We start from the raw sequence: 18,463 nt of genomic DNA on the forward strand, positions 1-18,463 counted from the left end.
TGGAAGTGAGGCGTCGGTAGGTCAGCGGAGGCGGACGCGGCGCCGCCACAACAGGGTCGCGGCCCCGCCGAGCACGAGGGCGTACGCGATGGCGTGCAGGACCAGCGGCCAGGCCACCGGATCCGGCCGGGTCTCGTCGGTGAAGCGCAGCAGCGCGTAGAACGGCAGCCACTCCCCCACCGGGCCGGGCGCGGTCGGCGAGATCCCCGCGATGCCGATGAGGATGAGCACGGCCTCCAGTTCGTGCGGCACGAGCACAGCGACGACCCAGCCGAGCGTCACCGCGACGACCGCGCCCAGGCCGAGCCCGAGCAGCACGTTCAGCAGATTGTGCGGCCACGAGAAGACCAGGATGAGCAGGGTGAACGCGGTGGCGGTCGCCAGCGCGAGGCCGAGCAGCACCGCCAGCCGCCCGAGCAGCAGGTCGCGGGGCCGGTACCCCGCCTGGACGAGCCGGGGGTCGATGCGGCGGCTGCCGAGCACCGCGAACAGCGCCGCCGCCCCGCTCGTCCAACCGGTCGCCAGCGCCCCCGCGCCGACCGCCCAGGGCTGCCCGGCGGCACGTTCCGCCAGATACCAACCGGCCGGCAACGCGAACAGCAGCGCGAGCGCCAGCCAGCGTCCGGCCAGGTCGCGGGCCTGCGCCTCGGCGAGGGTCAGCCAACGGGGCATGGCGGCACCTCGATCACCCGGTCGGCACGCCACAGCTCGGCGAGCAGGTGCGTGGCGATGAGGACGCTCTTGCCGCGGTCGCGCCACGCGCCGACCCATTGCCAGAAGTCGGCGTAGGCGCCGTGGTCGAACCCTTGGTACGGCTCGTCCAGCAAGATGACGTCGGGGTCGCCGAGCAGGGACAGTACGAGGTTGAGCTTCTGCCGGCCCCCGCCAGACAGATGCCGCACCGCGATACGTCCCTGCCCGGCAAAGGCGAAGCCCAGCGCGTCCAGGGCACGCGCTCCCTCGGTAAGGGCCGGGCCTCGTTCCAGGCCGACCGCGCCCCCGAACAGAACGAGATGGTCGCGTGCGGAAAGCCGTTCGAGAAGAGCAGGTTCCTGGGGGCAGTAGCCCACCCGCCCTCGCGTGCTCACCAAACCCCTGTCGGGCCGCAGCAGCCCCGCGCAGATCCGCAGCAACGTGGTCTTGCCCGCACCGTTCTCCCCTACGAGCGCGACCACCTCGCCCGGGCTGACCGCCAGGTCGGCCCCCGACAGGACGACCCGGCGGCCGAAACGCTTGCCGATCCCCGTGGCGGTCAGCGCGGGACTCATGCCGTGGCCAGCTCGCTCCGCGCCGACCAGGCAAGGAAGGCGCCCGTCAGGCCGAGCACCATGCCGGCCGTGACCGTGAAGTAGACCCAGCCGGGCGCACCGATGAAGTACGCCGGGATGCCGAGGGCCACCGCCGAGAGGATCCGGGTCGCGACCATGAGCGGGACACCACTGAAGCGTCCCGACATCGCCAGCAGCACGCCCGCTATGGTCGCGAGGCCGAGGAGGGCGCTGGCGATGCCCACCCCCGCGGGAGGGCCGTCGGACTCGAACAGGGAGATGACCCCGTCCACGTTGAAGAGTGCGGACACGGTGCACAGCACCAGCCCGAGCTGGAAACGGTTCATGGCAGCTCTCCCTTGCCTCGTTCGTTCTCCATGGCGTGTTCCGTCGCGCGCTCTATGGAGTTCTCCATGGCCATGACCGTAGGAATCGGGCAGGCTACGGGCATCAGGGGAACCACTCAGCGGGGTACTCAACATGTTCGTGGGCCGCGAGCGTGAACTCGCCTTCCTCACCGCACGGCTGGATGAGGCACGCGCAGGCGACGGCGGCCTCGTCCTCATCGAGGGCGAGGCAGGGGCCGGAAAGACCGCATTGGCGCACGCGCTGACCCGCGGCGTCCGCGCTGCCTGGGGCACCTGCCTCGATGGTGAGGGCGGAACGCCCTTCCGCCCCTGGACCCAGTTGTTCCGCTCCCTCGGCCGGCCGTTCGACGTGACCGGCGACAGCCGGGCGCGTCTGTTCGACGAGGCCGTCGAGGCGCTCGCCGGCGCCGGCTCGGCCCTGCTGGTGATCGACGACCTGCACTGGGCCGACCCGTCCTCGCTGGCGTTGCTCCAGACGGTCGCGGCCGAGCTGCCTGACATGCCGCTCCTGCTGGTCGGCCTCTACCGCGGGCCGGAGTCACCGGAGCTGCGTTCACTCCTGCGCGGCCGTGCGTGCTCCTCGCTGACCCTGACCGGCCTCAGCCCCGGCGAGGTGAGCAAGCTCGCGGCGCTCACCCTGGGCCACGACCTGACCCCCAAAACCCTCGACGGCCTGCGGGAACGCTCCGGCGGCAACCCTCTGTTCGTGCTCGAGCTGCTCAAGCTGAAGGACGGCCACGGCGTGCCGAACGGCGTCCGCGAGGTCATCGAGCAACGCGTGGCAGGTCTGGGCGAGCCCACGGCCCGCCTCCTCTCCCATGCGGCCGTCCTGGGCCAGGAGTTCTCACTCGCCACGTTCTCGACCATCACCGAGCAGCCACCCGAAGCCCTCACCCCCGCCGCCCGCGCGGGCCTGGTCCGCATCTCCTCAGAGAACGCGTCGTTCTCCCACGCACTCGTCCAGGAAGCGCTCTACGCCACCCTCGACTCTGCCGAACGCCGCCGCCTCCACGCCCTGGCGGCACCCGCCGTGGCGACCGTAGAGGCGCGCGCACACCACCTGCGCGAGGCGCAGCACGAGCAAGCGCTGGACTCCACCCTGCAAGCCGCCCGCCATGCCGAGGCGCGCCTCGCCTACGAGCACGCCGCCCAGCAGTACCGTGCCGCCCTGCGCCTCCCGGGCCCGCCCCAACCCGGCCTGCTCCTCGACCTGGCCCGCTGCGAGTTCCGCAGCGGCAACGTCGAGGAGGCCTGGAGCCGTTGCCGCGAGGCCGCCGACCTAGGTCGTGCCCAGCACAACGCCCGGATCCTCGCCGACGCAGCCGTGATCCCTCGCGGCATCGCCTTCTCGCCCCTCACCGCGGAGATCCACGCCCTCTGCCGCGAGGCGCTCCGCAACGACCTGGATCCCCAGCGCGAAGCACGCGTCCTGGCCCAGCTGGCGATCACCGCGGACCCATGGGCGCCCGACACCGAACCGACGGCCGAACGCGCCCTCGCCGCAGCAAGCGACCCCGACACCCGCCTGCTCGCCCTGGAGGCCCGGCGGACCGAACTGAGCAACGCCCGCCACGTGCACGAACGCCTGGACCTCGGCGCGCGCGCCATCGAGCTGGGCAATCCCCTCATCGGCCATGTCTGGCGTATGGACGCCTTCGGCGAGCTGGGCCTCCGCATCCCGTTCGAAGCCGAACTGGCCGCGTTCACCGCGCACGTCCGCCGCTCCCGCGAGCCCCTCTGGCGATGGCACCTCACCCTCGTTCAGGCCGCTCTCGCCCACCTGGAAGGCCGGTTCGCCGACGGCCGTGACCTGGCCGCCGAGGCCCTGGCCATCGGCCGCCGCTGCGGCCACGAGGGCGCCGAGCACCTGGACCTGATCTTCGCGTCCCACTACGCCATGGAAACCGGCGAGGGCCTGGCCGAGATCGAGACCCGCGTCCGGGCCTTCGCCGAACGGGGCCCGTTCTTCGCCCGCGCCTGGCTGGCCCGCATCCTCGCCCAGCTGGACCGCCGCGACGAGGCCGCCCGCCTCTGGCACGCCCTGCTCCCCCACCTCGCTCACGTCCCCGAACGAGTTCCCGAGTGGCTCATCATCTCGATGGGCAACGCCCAGATGCTCGCCCTCCTCAACGAGACCGAAGGCGCCGACACCCTCTACACAACGTTGCTCCCCTTCGCGGGACGCCAGGCCAACGGCCCGTCCCACACGCCCTGGGGCGGCCCCATATCTCTCCACCTGGGCCGCCTGGCCCTCCTCCTCAACGACAAACAAGCAGCCCAAAACCACCTCACCAACGCCCTCGACGAAAGCAAGGCCCTCGACTCTCCCCCGTACCAAGCCCTGGCCCACCTAGAGCTAGCCCGCCTAGGCAAACCCCAAGCCGCAGCCCAAGCCCTCCAAGAAGCAGAACGCCTGGGCATGGCCCCCCTCGCGGCCCGCGCCCGCACCCTCCTAGGCCCAGGCCCCCTATCCAGCCGCGAAAACCAGGTCGCCGCCCTGATAGCCGAGGGCCTCACCAACCGCCAGATCGCGACCCGCCTTCACCTCTCCGAGCGCACCGTCGAGAACCACGTCTCCCACATCCTCGACAAGCTCGGAGTCCCCAATCGCACCCTCATAGCGACCTGGCTCAAGAAGTAGCCCAGCGATCCTCGACCCGTCCCGGAGACCCTCAACACCAATCCGGGAGGGCCTACATGCCAAACAAAAGATCGGCGCTGCGCTTCATCCAGATCGGCCTCATGTACCTAGGGGCGAACGCATGGCCCTGCGCCGAGGTCTACCACGCCCTCCGCGCCGCCACCGCCGAGGGCAAAGAACCCACCCTCAGCGACTATGAACACAGCGTCCTCATGGCCCTAGAGCAACAGTTCACCGACCCCACAGTCCCCGCCCCCCGCCACCCCACCGACTGACCGCACCCCTCAGAGTGGTCTTGTTACTCAGTGTTGTTACTCACCACAGCACAAAGGCCGGTCTCCGCACACGGAAACCGGCCTCAGCTGGGATTAGGGAAGCTCCCGCGATTGGACTCGAACGGGCAGCACATGTTCGGAGCAGGTGGACGGCATGCGTGACCTGCGCTCGAGGACCTGCCCGTCGCTGTCGGCGTCGAGGCGGTCCAGGACGCTTGAGGAGCGGACGAGGAGGTCACTCCCGTCGCATAGTCCGAAACTGGCCAGCTCCTCGCATTTGCGGGAAATCGGAGTGGACTGGTCGACCTTGCCATGGTTCAGTGAACGCCGACACATGATCATTCCGGTACGGGAGTAACATGAACAGGTCTGCAAAGGCAGTCGCGCTCGGAATCTCAGGTCTCGCTATCGCCGCCTTGGGAACTACCTACACCGCCGCCAATGCGAGCTCACCCAGCCGAACTTCCTACCGAGCCGCCGCCCCGGCGGTAGGGGATGTTTACACTGCTCGTAGGACCGTTAATCTAACCTCTGACTACACCGACGTTGTCACTCTCTCATTGCCTGCCGGCAACTACACGGTAAATGCCAGCGTGTACGTCAGCTACTCCAAGATGGCCTTCTGCAGGCTGACCGGTCTCGTCACGCTTCTGCACGCTCGCAACCTGGCCGGCTACAGCGAGGCTTCATTGAGCGGTGCGTCAACGGTCGCGCTCACCGCACCCGGCAAGGTGTCGCTGTCATGCTCCAGTTCGGAGGTGCTCACTGGCTCGCAGATTCCCGGAGCCAACGGCACACTCATCGCCACCAAGGTCGGCGCGATCAACACTCAGAGTGGCGCCTGACCTGAATTAAAGACCGCCATCATAGGCCGATGCTTTGACTGGTCTGAGGCGAGTAAGCACGCTCGGAAATGCGCCAATACGCGGTCATCGCCTTGCTCGCCGGGACCAGAACAGAGGAGCTATACAAGCTCGGCTGGCCTCACGTCGTCGCTTTCGACAAAAGAAGAGGCAGGACCCCAGTCCACGAAGCCGGATGGAACCACGAAGAACTCGCGACCTACATCTGGCGCTCCGTACGGGCCCATGAGGACATCAAGACCAGGCCGTCCCGTTCGGACTTCCGGAGCGGTGGGCGATGGCGCTGCGCGAGCTCTAGTTCAGCTTGCCTGAGCCCCCGGCGCGCCGGGGGCTCAGATCCGGACGGACAGGTTCGGCACGCGATGACCGCGCTGCGGACGTTCCGGCGGGACGCCGTGGGCCTGGCTGGACTGGTTCCGGAGGACAGGCTTAGTTACTCAGTTTGTTACTCACCACAGCACAAAGGCCGGTTTCCGCGCGCGGGAACCGGCCTGAGCTGGGGTTTTGAGAGTCTGGTGAAGCTCCCGCGATTGGACTCGAACCAATAACCTGCCGGTTAACAGCCGGCTGCTCTGCCGATTGAGCTACGCGGGATCGTGCCTGCGTGCGGGGGTTTCGCTCCCCGCCAGCGGGTCTAGATTAGCGCATCCTGGGACCTGTTCGCGCAGGCATATCGGGTGGGGGGACTGGGCGCGGGGTTCCTGGGTATGCCTGGGGTCACGATTCCTGAAGGCCGGGGGTGGCCCATGAAGTACCGCGTTCCGTTCATTGCGGGCGCGGCGATCGGTTACGTCCTGGGGACGAAGGCCGGTCGCGAGCGATACGAGCAGATCAAGAACGCCTCCAAGAAGGTGGCGGAGAGCCAGAAGGTGCACGAGACCGCCGGGTTGATCATGACCAAGGGCGGGGAGATCGCCGAGGTCGCCAAGGTCAAGGCGGTCGGGGCGGGGCACAAGGTGGGCGAGAAGGTGCGGCGTTCGCCGGTGCCCGAAGAGGAGCTCGACCCGGAGCAGGTGCCGGTCAAGTCGTGATCTTAGAGGCCGGTCTGGCGGCGGAGGTCTTCGAGGGCCTGCTCGGCTTGGGCGCGGAGGCCGGGGTCGTTGGGGTCCAGGCCGCTCTCGAAGACGAAGGTCCAGCGCACCTCGCCGCCGGTCGCCGGGCGGCGGCCCGCGATGCGGACGCTGCTGCCGTCGGCGAGCTTGGCGTGGTGGTTGACCGCGATGGTGGCGGTGACGCGCTCCCGGACCGTCTCGGGGACCGAACCCGGTTCGGTGAGCCGGACGTGGTGCTCGGGGCCCGAAGAGGTCTCGTGGACGTGGAGCCAGCCTTCCTTCCACGAGGCCTGGTCGACGCACTCCCAGGGCAGGCGGAGAAAGTCGCCGGACTCGGTGGGCAGGTGCAGCGCCGTGGTGGTGGCGACGACGTGTGAGCCGCCCCTCGTGGGGGCGTGAGCCAGCACGCGCTCTCGGGCGTGCAGGGTGATCTTGTCGCGGAACGGCTGGCGGCGCATGGGCCCAGCTTAGGCGGCTTGGGGGGCTCTGCGGGCTCCTAGGAGGTCGAGGATGAGGGCCGCCGACCAGCTGTAGTCGTGGCTGCCGCGGCCGGTGCCGTCGAACGGGTCGAAGTACTCGCGGAAGCCCGACTGGCGGACCAGGCGGAGGGTGGAGCCGTAGAGCAGGTCGGCGATCACGGTGAGGTCGTGGCCCAGGGCGCCGTACCACAGGAGCCAGTTGGTGTTGATCCAGGTGGGGCCGCGCCAGTAGCCGCCGCGGTCGAACGCGGGGGCCTGGATGTCGCAGGACGGGACGGGGTAGCCCGCGGCGCCGGCGAAGCGGGCGGAGAGCATCAGGTCGACGAGGTTGCGTACCACTGTGCCGGGGAGTTCGGGGTCCAGGAGCGGGCCGAACGTGGAGATCGTCACTACGGGCAGGAGGCGGTCGTCGCGGAGGTCGCGGGCCCTGAAGCAGCCGGTGTCGCGGTCCCAGAGGCGTGCGAGCAGGGCTTGGTGGATGAGGTCGGCGGCCTCGCGGTGGGGGGTGGGGTCGCGGCCTATCGCGACGGCGATGTCGGCCAGGGCGTGGGTGGAGGCCAGATAGGTGGCGTTGACCAGGGGGTCCTCTACGGCGAACGGGTGTTCGTCGCGCAGGTAGGCCGATGAGTAGCCGGAGTCGCGCAGAATGCTGACCAGCCATACGTACCGGTCGTAGTCCTCGCCTGTGGGCAAGTTGCGAGGGACTCGGCGGGGCGCGTAGCCGGTGGGCGGGAGTTGCAGGGCTCCCAGGGGGCGGTCCCAGGCGGGGCTGTTGTCCAGGCCCGATTCCCAGGGGTGGCAGATGGCCATGAGACCTGCGCCCCCGATGTCGCGGCTGCAGGCGATGTAGCGGTGCTGGGCCTCCAGCTTGGGATAGATGTGCTCCAGGAAGGCACGGCTGTGCTCGGCGTCCGCCGAGGCTTCGTGCAGGCGGAGTGCGGCCAGGGCGTGCAGGGGCGGGTGGGTCAGGCCGGAGGTCTGCACGTTGTGCGGGCCGGCGGCCTGGCGGTCCGAGCGCCAGAGCTCGGGGCCGGGGAAGTAGGCGAGGCGCGCCTCGCTGGCGTTGAAGACGATGTGCGGCAGCAGGCCGTCGGCCCACTGGCCGCGGAACAGCGACAGCAGCTCGTTCTCGGCGCGTTCGCGGCTGTGCCTCGCCAGGCCCATGGCGACGAACGCCGAGTCCCAGCTCCACTGGTGCGGATACAGGCCCGGTGACGGTACGGTCGCCGCCCCGGTCCAGTTGGCGTCGAGCACCCGGGCCGCTGCCTGCCACAGCGCGCTCTCGTCGCCGGTCAGACGGGGACTCATGATGGTTGGCATGACCTCCGTTCTGGCCCGTCCTACGACGGGACGGGCTCGCAGGTGATCTCGTGGACGCGGGCGACCAGGCCCGCCCATCTGCCCGGATCCTGATGGAACGGTCCCATCAGGGTGACGCGCCGGCACAGCGCGCCGTACCGCCGCACCAGCAGGTCGGCGATCTCCTCGGCCGCCTCCCGGCCCGCGACGTTGAACGGCGCCGCCACCAGGAACGGCGGCGCGACGACCTCGATGTCGTCCCAGTCGCGGCCGGACCGGCGCAGCCCGCGTTCCAGCGCCGGAACGGTGACGTCGCGCAGGTGGCGTTCGCCGGGGAAGCCGTTCAGTACGAGCCCGTCGGCGATCTCACCCGCCAGCTGCGCGGTGCGTGGGCCGGTGCCGGTGAGGTGGATCGCCGGCGGGCCGTACGGGTGCGGCGGCGGCCGGAAGAACGAGGTCATCGCGGTGTGCCGGTAGTGCTCGCCGAGGAACGCGAGCGCCTCGCCGTCGCCCCACGTCCGCCAGATCGCGCGCAGCGCCTGGACGGCGTCGCGCATCCTGGTGGGCGGGCCGAGCGCGAGCACGAACCGGCCGCGCGAGTATTCCTGCAGGTCGTTGGCGATGTGCGCGAGGTTCACCGGGCTGCGCGCCGCCGAGACGGCGACGGAGGTGCCGAGCCGGATCCTGGTCGTGTGCTCGGCGGCCCTGGCGAGCGGGAGGAACGGGTCGTGGCGCGCCTCGGCCGTGTGGAGGCCGTCGAAGCCGATGTCCTCGGCCAGCCTGGCCAGCGAGGAGATCTCCCGCAGCTCAGGCCCGGTCACCGCCACGTCGACCTTCATGCCGCGCCTCCGGGTGTGGTCGCGCACCGTGGGTTAACGCGATTGTGACCGGAGAAACGCATCCCGACGACCCCCTAGTCGCCGTCGGTTCTCTTCGTTCACGCGCCGTTCTCGGTGAATGAGCACACCCGGCCGAGCAGCCAGCCGGCGATTTCCTCCCCGGCGGCGATGCCGCGCGCCGCCGTGACGGCGGCTCCGGTCCAGCCGGTGTCGTGCAGTTCGCCGTGCGCGGGCCGGATCGCGGCGTCGGCGGCCTGCAGCAACTCGGTGTCGAGCAGCGAGTCGCCGGCGGCCAGCATGAGCCGTGCGCCGACGCGGCCCGCGATCTCGGCGGCCGCGGTGGCCTTGCTCAGCGTCTCGGGCAGGCAGTAGACCTTGCGGCCTTGCAGCGACGTACGCCAGCCACGGTCTTCGCACCAACCGGTCAGGTCCTCGATCCAGCCGGCGGGCAGCGCGGCGCGGTCGACGACGGCGTAGGCGAACAGGTCCGAGGCGGTGCGCAGCTTCAGCACGAAGTCCCCACCCGTCACCTCAAGGCGTTCACGCACCTCCTCCAGCGCGGCGCCCGTCTCGGTGACGCGCGCGTGGACGGCCGCCGCCCAGTCCTGGTCGTCGACGCCGCCCGCGATGATGCGGCCGCCGTTGGCGCAGATGGCGTACTCGGGCGGCTTCTCCAGCAGGTGAACGCGCGCGTACTGCTCGGGCGTCCGCGTCGTCGTCGGTACGAGGGCCGCGGCGGCCGCGAGCCGTTCCAGCCGCCGCGCCGCCTCCTCCGTCACGTACGACAGCGGCGCGCCCTGGTAGAGCTCCACGCACAGCAGCCGCGGCAGGTCGGCGTCGGGCCGCGGCGCGGCGCCCTCCGGCCACAGCGCCGCCTGCGAGTAGATGAGTGTCCGGTCGAGGTCTGAACAGACCAGCACGGTCACTGAACGGCTCCCTTGCCGAAGCTCGGATGGATCAGCCCGACGCACGCGTACGGCAGCGCGTCCGGCTCGACGTCGATCACGGGCACGCCGCGTTCGCGCGCCAGCAGGCGGATGTGGCGCAGGTCGTCGCCCGCGTCCGAACGCGCGAGCACCTTCCACGGAACGCGGCGCAGCAGCACCCGCGTCGTCTCCCCCACCCCGGGCTTGATCAGGTTGAGGTCGTCCACGCCGTGCTCCTGCCCGACCCGCCGCACGGCCTCCCAGCCCAACCAGTCCGGCGTACGGTCGGCCGCGATCAGCTCGGGGGCGTCCTTGGCGACCCGTTCCGCCACGTCGCCGAACCGTGCGCAGATCGCCGCCAGGAACACTCCCGACACGTCCGCGCCGGCCAGCTCGGCGTAGAACTTGGCGCCGTGGAAGTCGTCGGGCCCGATCAGCTCGTCGTTCAGCACCGTACGGCTGACCAGCCCGGACACCGTCGAGTTGAGGCAGGCCGACGGGATCAGGAAGTCGTCGCGCGTCCCGTAGACGGGCGTGCAGCGCCCCGGGTCGGCCAGCACCGCGAGCCGCGGCGAGAAACCGCCGCCGTGCGCCTCCAGCGCCGCGCCGAGCTCCTTGGTGATCGCGCCCTTGCCGGTCCAGCCGTCCACGAACATCACGTTCGCCGGGTCGTGATGGGCCACCAGGTAGCGCAGCGCCACCTCGTCGATGCCCCTCCCCCGCACGATGCTGACCGCGTAGTGCGGCAGGTCGAGGCCGTGCGCGAACCGCGCCCAGCGCCGCACCAGCACGCCGACCGGGGTCCCGGCTCGCGCCAGCGACACCAGCACGGCGTCGGGTCCGCGCTCGGCGAGGATCATCTCGGTGATCAGCCCGACCGCGTACGCCAGCCGTTCCGCCGACGCCTTCAGCGCCTCGTGGAACAGCCGCTGGTAGGCGGCGCCCGGCTGGTACTCCATCGGCAGCGACTCAGCGTAATGCGCCGTGCCCGCCTGGATCGCGGCCTCGCGCTCCTCGGTCGGCGCCTCCAGCCGTACGTCCGACAGATCCTTGAGCAGCCACGCCACGTCGTCCGCCGCATAGCTGCCGAACTGCGGGCCGTAGAGCGGCTCCGGCAGCGTCATGTCCGTTCCCCCTGCCCCCGATACGCGGGAATCGTGGCCACCGTGACCGGCGCGAGCTCCCGCAGCCGCGCCAGCAGCCCCCCGTCCTGCACCGCGACGTCGTCCACGACCAGCACGATCGAGTCGAAGCTCTGATCGACGTTGTAGGCGTAGCGTTCGCCACCGCCACCGCCACCGCCACCGCCGTCGCCGCCACCGCCGTCGCCACCGCCGTCGCCTTCGTCGAGCGCGGGGAACGACAGGCGCGATCGGATCGCATAGCCCGGGTCGTCCACCGCCAGCACGGGTGAACGCGTCGTCGTCGAATACCGGACCGCGACGTCCGGATGCGCGTCCGCCAGCGCCTCGGCCAGCCGCAACGGCGCGTACATCAGTTCCTCGAAGCCCAGCACCAGCACGCGCCGCCCCAGCACGGGCAGCCGCGCCGCCATGCGCGGAAGCTCCTCCTCCAGCCGCACGCGATGCTCGGGCGTGAAGCCGTGGCGCCCGCCGTCCGGCAGCCCCTCCGGCCAGCCGATGTCCACCCGTTCGACCTCGAACGCGCCCCTGCCGCGGCGGTCCTCGGCGTGCAGCCCGGCGACGAGCTTCTGCCCGGCCTCCAGCACGCCGCCCGGCAGCCGTACGGTCCCGCGCGCCAGCGCCACCGCGTCGATCCGCGTGTTGAGCCGCCGCGCCAGCGCGTCCATCCGTGCCTCGTCCGCACCGCTCCGCAGATCGACCAGGGCCGCGACGACGTAGTGGCGGCGCGGCCGGACCGCGTGCAGTTCCTCGATCGTGTTGAGCACGGTCCGGCCGGTGGACAGCTCGTCGTCGACCAGCACGAGCGGCACGTCGCGGTCCAGCTCCCCCGGATCGCCCGGCAGCATCAGATGACTGGTCGCGTGACTGTGCTCCTCCTCGAAGCCGCCGTACGTCGCGAATCCGGGCACGGCCCGCCGCGTGGAGTGCAGGTAGTAGGCGCCGCCGAGCGAGTCGGCGACCGCGTGGCCGAGCGCCGTGGCGGTCTCGGCGTATCCCAGGACCGCCGCGTCCACCGGTGCCCGCGGCGCGCGGAAGAGGTCGCGCAGCCCGGCCGCCGCGCCCGGACGGCCCTTGAGCGCCTCGGACAGCAGCCCGCCGTGATCGACGGTGCCGCCGAGCAGCGCAACCCGGACCAGGTCGCCCAGCAGCAGGCCCGACCCGTACACCAGGCGCGGGTCGGTCGGCACGTGCTTGCCCAGCACGGTCGACACCAGCAGGTGAGCGCGCTTGGGGTTGCGCCGTACGGCCAGCCCGACCAGGTCGGACAGGCCCGCGCCGACCGGCCGCGCCCCGTCCTCGAGCCGCACGCCGAGCCGCTCGGCCACCCACTCGCCGGGCCAGCGCGCAGCCTCCTCGCCGGGCCGGCGCGTGTCCTCGCTCATCGGCCGCCCGCGTTCCCGCTCATCGGCCGCCCGCGGCTTCGAGCAGCTCGACGAACGTGACGTCCTGCGCGGCCACGCCGAAGACCCGGGCGCGCAGCAGCAGCCGTTCGGCCCAGGCGCGGTGCGGCCCGGCCTCGTTCATCTTGTTGGCGTACGAGGAGGCCATCGCGCCGCCGCCGCTCACCCCGAGGATGTCGGCGGCGTCGCAGTACTCCTCGTGCGTCACGACCGACAGGGCATGAACTGCGGCCACATGCGTCGGGTGGATGACGGTCTTGCCGGTGAGGCCGTTGGCCTTGTCCAGGTGGACCTCGCGGATCAGCCCGTCCAGGTCGGAGGTGATCAGCTGCTGGCGCAGCGGCGCGGCCCGGTGGGCGTCGAACGGCGACTGGCGCAGCTGGGGCTTGAACATCCGCTCGCCGGCCGAGAAGTACTCCCAGACCGGCCCGGTGACCACGAAGCCGGTGCCGTCGGCCCGGCCGAGCACGTTCACCACGTCGGAGATCACCCCGGCGACCGGCTGGATGTCGTAGATCGTGAGGTCGGGCGGGCGGCGCAGCCCGTACGCGGCGGACAGGTCGGTCGCGCCCAGCCGTACGGCCAGGATCCGCTCGCGGTGCTTGGCGAGCAGCCGGGACACGTCCTGGAGCAGCTCGTTGCGGGTCTCGCGGTAGACCGCCTCGCGGCTCTCGATCACCGGCATGGCCAGCAGCCGCCGCCCGGTGCGTTCGGCGGTGGCGGCCAGGGCCTCCAGGTACGCGTCCCCCGTCGAGGCGGTGAACTTGGGCAGCACGAACCCGGTGACCAGGTCGGCGGCCTCGCCGAGCCGGTCGATCATGTCGGCGATCTGGTCCTCGTGGCGGACCCGGATGAACAGCAGCGGCGGCTCGCCGGCCCGCTCGTACACCAGCCGGAGCTGCTCGGCGGCGTTGGCCTCGGCGGCGGCCACGTCCTCGTCGGGGATGGCGTCCTCGAGGCAGATGACCATGCTGGTCACCCCGCGGCGGGCCGCCTTGGCGATGTCGTCGGCCAGCGTGGGCCGGATGGCGGGGCTGTAGAGCGTGGCACCGAGCGCCACCGCGAGGACCTCGGGGTCGTCGTGGCGTCCGAAACGGCGTGGGTGCCGAAAGAACAAATGCTTCCGGTAGGCAGTGTCGATGTGATCAAAGTGCCGCATGCACGCTGGGTCCCTTTCCCATCCGTCGGAACCTCTGGGCCCCCGCGGGCGAACGATATCCAGGGTAAGACGGTGAAACGGCTGATTCGGACACAGAGAAAACGCCGGTGAGCACCCAAAAATGCCCACCGGCGCCCGAACGTCCCATTCCGCTTGTTCAGAACAGAGCGCAAACCCCTACAGGTGTGGCGATACCGGCATCGCCGCAGGTGCGGCGAACCGCCCTACAGGTGCGGGGAAACCGCGCCGAGCAGGTGCTGGACGGTGCGGCCGTTGGCGGTGACCCCGATCGCGGTCATCGACCAGCCCTCACCATCGCGGGAGACCTTGGCCATGATCTGGGCGTTGTGCTCCCCGGAGCCGCTCAGGTCGTAGCGGGCGATCTCCTCGCCGGTCGTCTCGTCCACCAGGCGGCAGAACGCGTTCGCGATCTGCGAGAAGTCCTGCCCGGTGAACGAGTTGACCGTGAAGACCAGCTGGGTGACGTTGGCCGGGACCTGCTGCAGGTCCACGTTGATCACCTCGTCGTCGCCCTCGCCCTCACCGGTCAGGTTGTCGCCGGTGTGCAGGATCGAGCCGTCCTTGCTGCGCAGCTGCTTGAACCACACGGTGTCGGTGTGGTTGCCGCTGGCGTCGAAGAGCAGGCACGACGCGTCGAGGTCGATGGTCTGGGTCTTGCCCTTGCCGAACAGGCCCTTCTTGGTCACGGCGTCCCAGCCCAGGCCCATCTTGACGCGGCTGAGAGAGCCGCCGCCTGCCTTGGCCAGCGAGACCTTCTGGCCCTTCTGAAGCGAGATCGACATTGGTCGCCTCCATTGAGGGGGGATCACGGACGCGCGGGGTGACAGTTGTGGCGGAGCCTTAGGCGGAAGGGGCGGGACGGAGGGCTAGACGCCCGACGAGTGCAGCTCCTTGTCGGCTGAGCTCTGGTTCTTGCCGTCCTCGTTGCGGTTGCGGACCACCGAGCTGAGGAACGCCGCGATGATCAGGCCGGCACCGAGCCCGCCTGTGATCCATTCGGGCACGTGGTGGCCGATGCTGACCAGCATGCAGAACGCCAGGGCGCCGATGGCCCACATCGCGCCGTGCTCGAGGTAGACGTACTCGTGCAGGGTGCCCTTGCGGACCAGGAAGACCGTCAGCGAACGGATGTACATGGCGCCGATGCCGAGGCCCAGCGCGATGATGATCAGGTTGGTGCTGATCGCGAACGCGCCGATCACGCCGTCGAAGGAGAATGAGGCGTCCAGGACCTCCAGATAGAGGAACAGGAAGAACGCCGCCTTCCCGGTCGCCACCGCCAGCCCGTTCGGGCCCCGCTTGACGTCCTCGCTGTCCTCGTCGACGTCGCCCGCGCCCTCGAAGAGGTCGCCCAGCCCGTTCACCAGGATGTAGGTGACCATGCCGAGCACGCCGGCGATCATCACGTCGCCGGGGTCGTCGGCGAAGAAGCCGCCGGCGATCGCCAGCGCCCCGCCCGCGATCACCACCGAGAGCTGGTTCAGCTTGCCGATCCTGGCGAGCGGCCGCTCCAGCCAGGCCAGCCACTCGTACTCGTGCTCCTCGAAGACGAAGTCCAGGAAGAGCATGAGCAGGAACATGCCGCCGAACGCCGCGATCATCGGGTAGGCCGACTCGAGCGCGTGGGCGTACTTCTCCTGGTCGTTCAGCGCCAGGTCGAGCGCCTCGAACGGGCTCATGTTCGCGGTGATGGCGACGATGGCGAGGGGAAAGACCAGCCGCATGCCGAACACCGCGATCGCGATGCCCACGGTCAGGAAGATCCGCTGCCAGAACGCGCTCATCCGTTCCAGCACCTTGGCGTTGACCACGGCGTTGTCGAACGAGAGCGAGATCTCGAGGATGGCCAGCACGGCCACCAGGCCGAGCGCCGTCGTCCCCTCGTAGAGGAAGGCGGCCAGCAGGCCGAGGGCGGTGATGGCGAAGGACCACCCGAACGTGCGAAGAATCATGAGTGCGTTTCTGCTAGGCGGGGGTGCGAGGCGGGGAGAACAGGCACCGGGGCACCGCGGGGGTGCCCGCTAACCGACGTTGACGCCGAAGTCGGTGGCGATTCCGGCGAGGCCCGAGGCGTACCCCTGGCCGACGGCGCGGAACTTCCACTCGCCGCCGTGCCGGTAGAGCTCGCCGAACACCATGGCCGTCTCGGTGGAGGCGTCCTCGGTGAGGTCGAAGCGGGCGAGCTCGTTGTTGTCGGAACGGTCGACGATGCGGATGAAGGCGTTGCGGACCTGGCCGAAGTTCTGGGACCTGTTGTCGGCGTCGTAGATCGACACCGGGAACACGATCCGCTCGCACTCGGCCGGGACGCCGGTGAGGTCGACGTTGATCGACTCGTCGTCGCCCTCGCCCTCACCCGTGAGGTTGTCGCCGGTGTGCTCGACCGAGCCGTCCGGGCTCTTCAGGTTGTTGAAGAACACGAAGTGCTGGTCGGACATGACCTTGCCGCCGCTGTTCAGCAGCAGCGCGGACGCGTCCAGGTCGAAGTCGGCCCCGGTCGTGGCGCGCACGTCCCAGCCGAGCCCGACCGACACGGCGGTGAGGTTCGGTGCGGCCTTCGTCAGCGAGACGTTGCCGCCCTTGGCCAGCGATACTCCCATGATCGACTGCTCCCTGGTCGTTCGTTACGGGGTTGCTCTCTGCTCTGCTAGATGCTCACGCCGAAGTCCATGGCGATGCCCGCGAGACCCGAGGCGTACCCCTGGCCCACCGCCCTGAACTTCCACTCGGCGCCGTTGCGGTAGAGCTCGCCGAAGACCATCGCGGTCTCGGTGGAGGCGTCCTCGCTGAGGTCGTAGCGGGCGAGCTCGGAGTTGTCGGCCTGGTTGACCACGCGGATGAACGCGTTGCGCACCTGGCCGAAGTTCTGGCTGCGGGTGTCGGCGTCGTAGATCGACACGGCGAACGCGACCCGCTCGGCCTCGGGGGGCATGGCGGCGAAGTTGATCTTGATCTGCTCGTCGTCGCCCTCGCCCGCGCCGGTGGTGTTGTCGCCGGTGTGCTCGACGCCGCCGTCGGGGGTGCGCAGGTTGTTGAAGAACACGAAGTGCCGGTCGGTGACGATCTTGCCGGAGGCGTCCAGGACCAGCGCGGAGGCGTCCAGGTCGAAATCGGTGCCGGTGGTGGTCCGCAGGTCCCAGCCGAGCCCGACGGTGACCGCGGTCAGCCCCGGCGCCTGCTTGGTGAGAGAGACGTTCCCGCCCTTGCTGAGGCTGACGCCCACAATTCCTCCAAGATCGAATCTTTGCCACGCCGTCCGGCGTCTCGCTATAACGACGCTGGAAGTGATGCTATCCGTTCCCTCACGACGCTCTGGATCGATCAGAAGTCCCGAAATGGGCAAGTAGTCCTGCGTAGACGGCCGGGTGAGGGTGAACACATCGCGCGGGAGGGGCCAGACTAGAGGTGGCCCGGGATCAGGGCCCGCCGGCCCGGAACCGGGGCCGGCTCCGAAGGGGAGGCAGCGTTGCGGGGACCGGGCGACCAGCGCCGGCGGGGGCGTGGCTCCGGGCGAGAGGCGCAGGCGGCGGACGCCGCGGTCGAGGCCAGGGAGGCCGCCGCGGCCGCGTTCTATGACATGGACCAGGCGCAGAAGTACCTGGCGGGCCGTGTCACGGTCTTCAGCGACCTCGACCAGGCCGCGGGCGCGACCGCGCAGCGCGAGTTCGCCGGGCTGAGCGACGCCGCCGACGCCGCCTCGGTCGCCTACATCGGCGTGATGGACGCCCACGACGTGGCCGACCCCGGCCGTTCGGTCGCCGAGTACGACTCGGCCAGGCGCGCGTTCCTGGCGGTGTCCGAACGCCTCCGCAAGATCAACCACGACCTGAACGGCTTCGCCGAGCGGCTCGCGCCCACGATGGCCCGGCTGGAGGCCGCGCTCGACCAGCTGCCGCCCCGCCTGACCGCCGCCCGCGACGCGGTCGCGGCGGCCGACGCGGCGATCGGCGCGGCCCGGCAGGCGGGGATGGACGCCTCCGACCCCGAGGCCGAGCTGGCGCAGGCCAAGGAGGCGCTGGCGACGCTGAGCTCGCAGGGGCTCGGCGGACTCGGGCTGTCGGGGGCGATCGACAAGGCCGAGGAGGTCGCCCGGATCGCCGAGAGCGCCCGGGAGGCCGCCGAGGAGCTGCCCAAGCTGGGCGAGAAGGTCCGCAACTCCCTGGCCTCGGTCCGTACCCGCGTGGACATCGTCGCGGGCCGCGTGGGACCGGTCCGGGAGGCGATGACCACGCTGCTGCGCGGCTACTCGCAGGCCTGCTGGCAGGACCTCAAGGGTGCGCCCGAGTCGATCGAGTCGGGCGTGACGCGCGCCCGCGAGCGGCTGAACGAGGCCAGCACGCTGCTCGGCCGCAACGAGTGGAAGCAGGCGCAGACCGCGCTCACCGCCGCCCGTACCGAGCTGAACTCCGCCGACCGGCGTGCCGGGCAGGTGACCGGCCGGGTGACCGAGCTGGCCGCGGTCGCCGCCGACCCGTCCGCGCCCGCCGAGGCCGTGCGCTTCGCCGTACGGGACGCGCAGAAGCTGGCGATGGCGCAGCCGGGCGGCGCGGCGCCGCAGCACGCGCGGGCGCTGGACTCCCTCGTCGAACGGCTGGAACGGGCGCCGCAGCGGCTGAGCGGCGCGCACCCCGACTACTGGGCCTACCTCCAGGAGCTGGAGTCGATCAAGACCGCCGCCGGCGACGTCGTCACGCGCATCCGCGCCGAGCGGGCCGCCGGCCACTAGCC

The 18,463-nt window shown here is 70.6% G+C and carries 19 protein-coding genes and 1 tRNA gene; 5 read left to right on the forward strand and 15 right to left on the reverse strand.

The window, feature by feature from the left end; all coding sequences use genetic code 11:
* Window positions 1-21 precede the first annotated feature (21 nt).
* The 3 genes from J4573_RS04895 to J4573_RS04905 are packed head-to-tail and all read right to left on the reverse strand — an operon-like array spanning window position 22 to window position 1,615.
* Window positions 22-672 (reverse strand): hypothetical protein, encoded by a 651-nt coding sequence (locus tag J4573_RS04895; RefSeq protein WP_208254022.1) that lies wholly within the window; start codon window positions 670-672, stop codon window positions 22-24.
* Window positions 657-1,268 (reverse strand): ABC transporter ATP-binding protein, encoded by a 612-nt coding sequence (locus J4573_RS04900; protein ID WP_208254023.1) that lies wholly within the window; start codon window positions 1,266-1,268, stop codon window positions 657-659. Before J4573_RS04900 ends, J4573_RS04895 begins: the two co-directional genes overlap by 16 nt.
* Window positions 1,265-1,615, reverse strand: a complete 351-nt coding sequence (locus J4573_RS04905) for a hypothetical protein (protein WP_208254024.1) — start codon at window positions 1,613-1,615, stop codon at window positions 1,265-1,267. Before J4573_RS04905 ends, J4573_RS04900 begins: the two co-directional genes overlap by 4 nt.
* 133 nt (window positions 1,616-1,748) lie before the next feature.
* On the opposite strand from J4573_RS04905, the gene J4573_RS04910 reads away from it, so the two are divergent.
* The 3 genes from J4573_RS04910 to J4573_RS04920 all read left to right on the forward strand — a co-directional run bounded on the left by J4573_RS04910 (window position 1,749) and on the right by J4573_RS04920 (window position 5,397).
* Window positions 1,749-4,277 (forward strand): ATP-binding protein, encoded by a 2,529-nt coding sequence (locus tag J4573_RS04910; protein WP_208254025.1) that lies wholly within the window; start codon window positions 1,749-1,751, stop codon window positions 4,275-4,277.
* 56 nt (window positions 4,278-4,333) lie between these two features.
* Entirely contained in the window at window positions 4,334-4,552 is a 219-nt protein-coding gene (locus J4573_RS04915) for a hypothetical protein (RefSeq protein ID WP_208254026.1), read from the forward strand.
* Window positions 4,553-5,145: 593 nt separating this feature from the next.
* Window positions 5,146-5,397 carry a hypothetical protein gene (locus J4573_RS04920; protein WP_208254027.1) on the forward strand — a complete coding sequence of 84 codons (252 nt, stop codon included), beginning with the start codon at window positions 5,146-5,148 and terminating at the stop codon, window positions 5,395-5,397.
* 539 nt (window positions 5,398-5,936) lie between these two features.
* Here J4573_RS04920 and J4573_RS04925 read toward each other — a convergent pair.
* Window positions 5,937-6,009: transfer RNA gene (locus J4573_RS04925), tRNA-Asn, on the reverse strand.
* A gap of 152 nt (window positions 6,010-6,161) precedes the next feature.
* Between J4573_RS04925 and J4573_RS04930 the strand changes: the two genes are divergently transcribed.
* Complete coding sequence (locus J4573_RS04930) at window positions 6,162-6,446, forward strand: YtxH domain-containing protein (protein ID WP_208254028.1); 285 nt, start codon at window positions 6,162-6,164, stop codon at window positions 6,444-6,446.
* Window positions 6,447-6,448: 2 nt separating this feature from the next.
* Here the strand turns inward: J4573_RS04930 and J4573_RS04935 are convergent, their stop codons facing one another.
* From J4573_RS04935 to J4573_RS04985, 11 genes are all read right to left on the reverse strand, one after another.
* Window positions 6,449-6,925 (reverse strand): hypothetical protein, encoded by a 477-nt coding sequence (locus J4573_RS04935; RefSeq protein WP_208254029.1) that lies wholly within the window; start codon window positions 6,923-6,925, stop codon window positions 6,449-6,451.
* 9 nt (window positions 6,926-6,934) lie between these two features.
* Window positions 6,935-8,254, reverse strand: coding sequence for an MGH1-like glycoside hydrolase domain-containing protein (locus tag J4573_RS04940; protein ID WP_208254030.1), 1,320 nt, complete (start codon window positions 8,252-8,254; stop codon window positions 6,935-6,937).
* A gap of 32 nt (window positions 8,255-8,286) precedes the next feature.
* Window positions 8,287-9,084, reverse strand: a complete 798-nt coding sequence (locus J4573_RS04945; RefSeq protein ID WP_208254031.1) for an LLM class flavin-dependent oxidoreductase — start codon at window positions 9,082-9,084, stop codon at window positions 8,287-8,289.
* 98 nt (window positions 9,085-9,182) lie between these two features.
* Window positions 9,183-10,010 carry an HAD family hydrolase gene (locus tag J4573_RS04950; protein WP_208254032.1) on the reverse strand — a complete coding sequence of 276 codons (828 nt, stop codon included), beginning with the start codon at window positions 10,008-10,010 and terminating at the stop codon, window positions 9,183-9,185.
* A complete protein-coding gene (locus J4573_RS04955; RefSeq protein WP_208254033.1) occupies window positions 10,007-11,134 on the reverse strand; it encodes a cysteine protease StiP family protein in 1,128 nt (375 codons plus the stop codon). Before J4573_RS04955 ends, J4573_RS04950 begins: the two co-directional genes overlap by 4 nt.
* On the reverse strand, window positions 11,131-12,537 hold the full coding sequence (locus J4573_RS04960) for a phosphoribosyltransferase family protein (RefSeq protein WP_208254034.1): 1,407 nt from the start codon (window positions 12,535-12,537) through the stop codon (window positions 11,131-11,133). Before J4573_RS04960 ends, J4573_RS04955 begins: the two co-directional genes overlap by 4 nt.
* Window positions 12,538-12,556: 19 nt before the next feature.
* A complete protein-coding gene (locus tag J4573_RS04965) occupies window positions 12,557-13,714 on the reverse strand; it encodes an HpcH/HpaI aldolase/citrate lyase family protein (protein ID WP_208254035.1) in 1,158 nt (385 codons plus the stop codon).
* Window positions 13,715-13,938: 224 nt separating this feature from the next.
* A complete protein-coding gene (locus J4573_RS04970) occupies window positions 13,939-14,517 on the reverse strand; it encodes a TerD family protein (RefSeq protein ID WP_208254036.1) in 579 nt (192 codons plus the stop codon).
* An 84-nt stretch (window positions 14,518-14,601) separates the two neighbouring features.
* Window positions 14,602-15,687 carry a DUF475 domain-containing protein gene (locus J4573_RS04975; protein ID WP_208254037.1) on the reverse strand — a complete coding sequence of 362 codons (1,086 nt, stop codon included), beginning with the start codon at window positions 15,685-15,687 and terminating at the stop codon, window positions 14,602-14,604.
* A 69-nt stretch (window positions 15,688-15,756) separates the two neighbouring features.
* A complete protein-coding gene (locus J4573_RS04980; protein WP_208254038.1) occupies window positions 15,757-16,335 on the reverse strand; it encodes a TerD family protein in 579 nt (192 codons plus the stop codon).
* Window positions 16,336-16,382: 47 nt separating this feature from the next.
* Window positions 16,383-16,958: a TerD family protein gene (locus J4573_RS04985; RefSeq protein WP_208254039.1), complete on the reverse strand. Its 576-nt coding sequence runs from the start codon at window positions 16,956-16,958 to the stop codon at window positions 16,383-16,385.
* Window positions 16,959-17,201: 243 nt separating this feature from the next.
* Between J4573_RS04985 and J4573_RS04990 the strand changes: the two genes are divergently transcribed.
* Window positions 17,202-18,461 (forward strand): molecular chaperone DnaJ, encoded by a 1,260-nt coding sequence (locus J4573_RS04990; protein WP_208254040.1) that lies wholly within the window; start codon window positions 17,202-17,204, stop codon window positions 18,459-18,461.
* The last annotated feature ends 2 nt before the right edge of the window (window positions 18,462-18,463 follow it).

Origin of the sequence: Actinomadura barringtoniae (assembly GCF_017573505.1) — a bacterium.
Classification (GTDB): domain Bacteria; phylum Actinomycetota; class Actinomycetes; order Streptosporangiales; family Streptosporangiaceae; genus Spirillospora; species Spirillospora barringtoniae.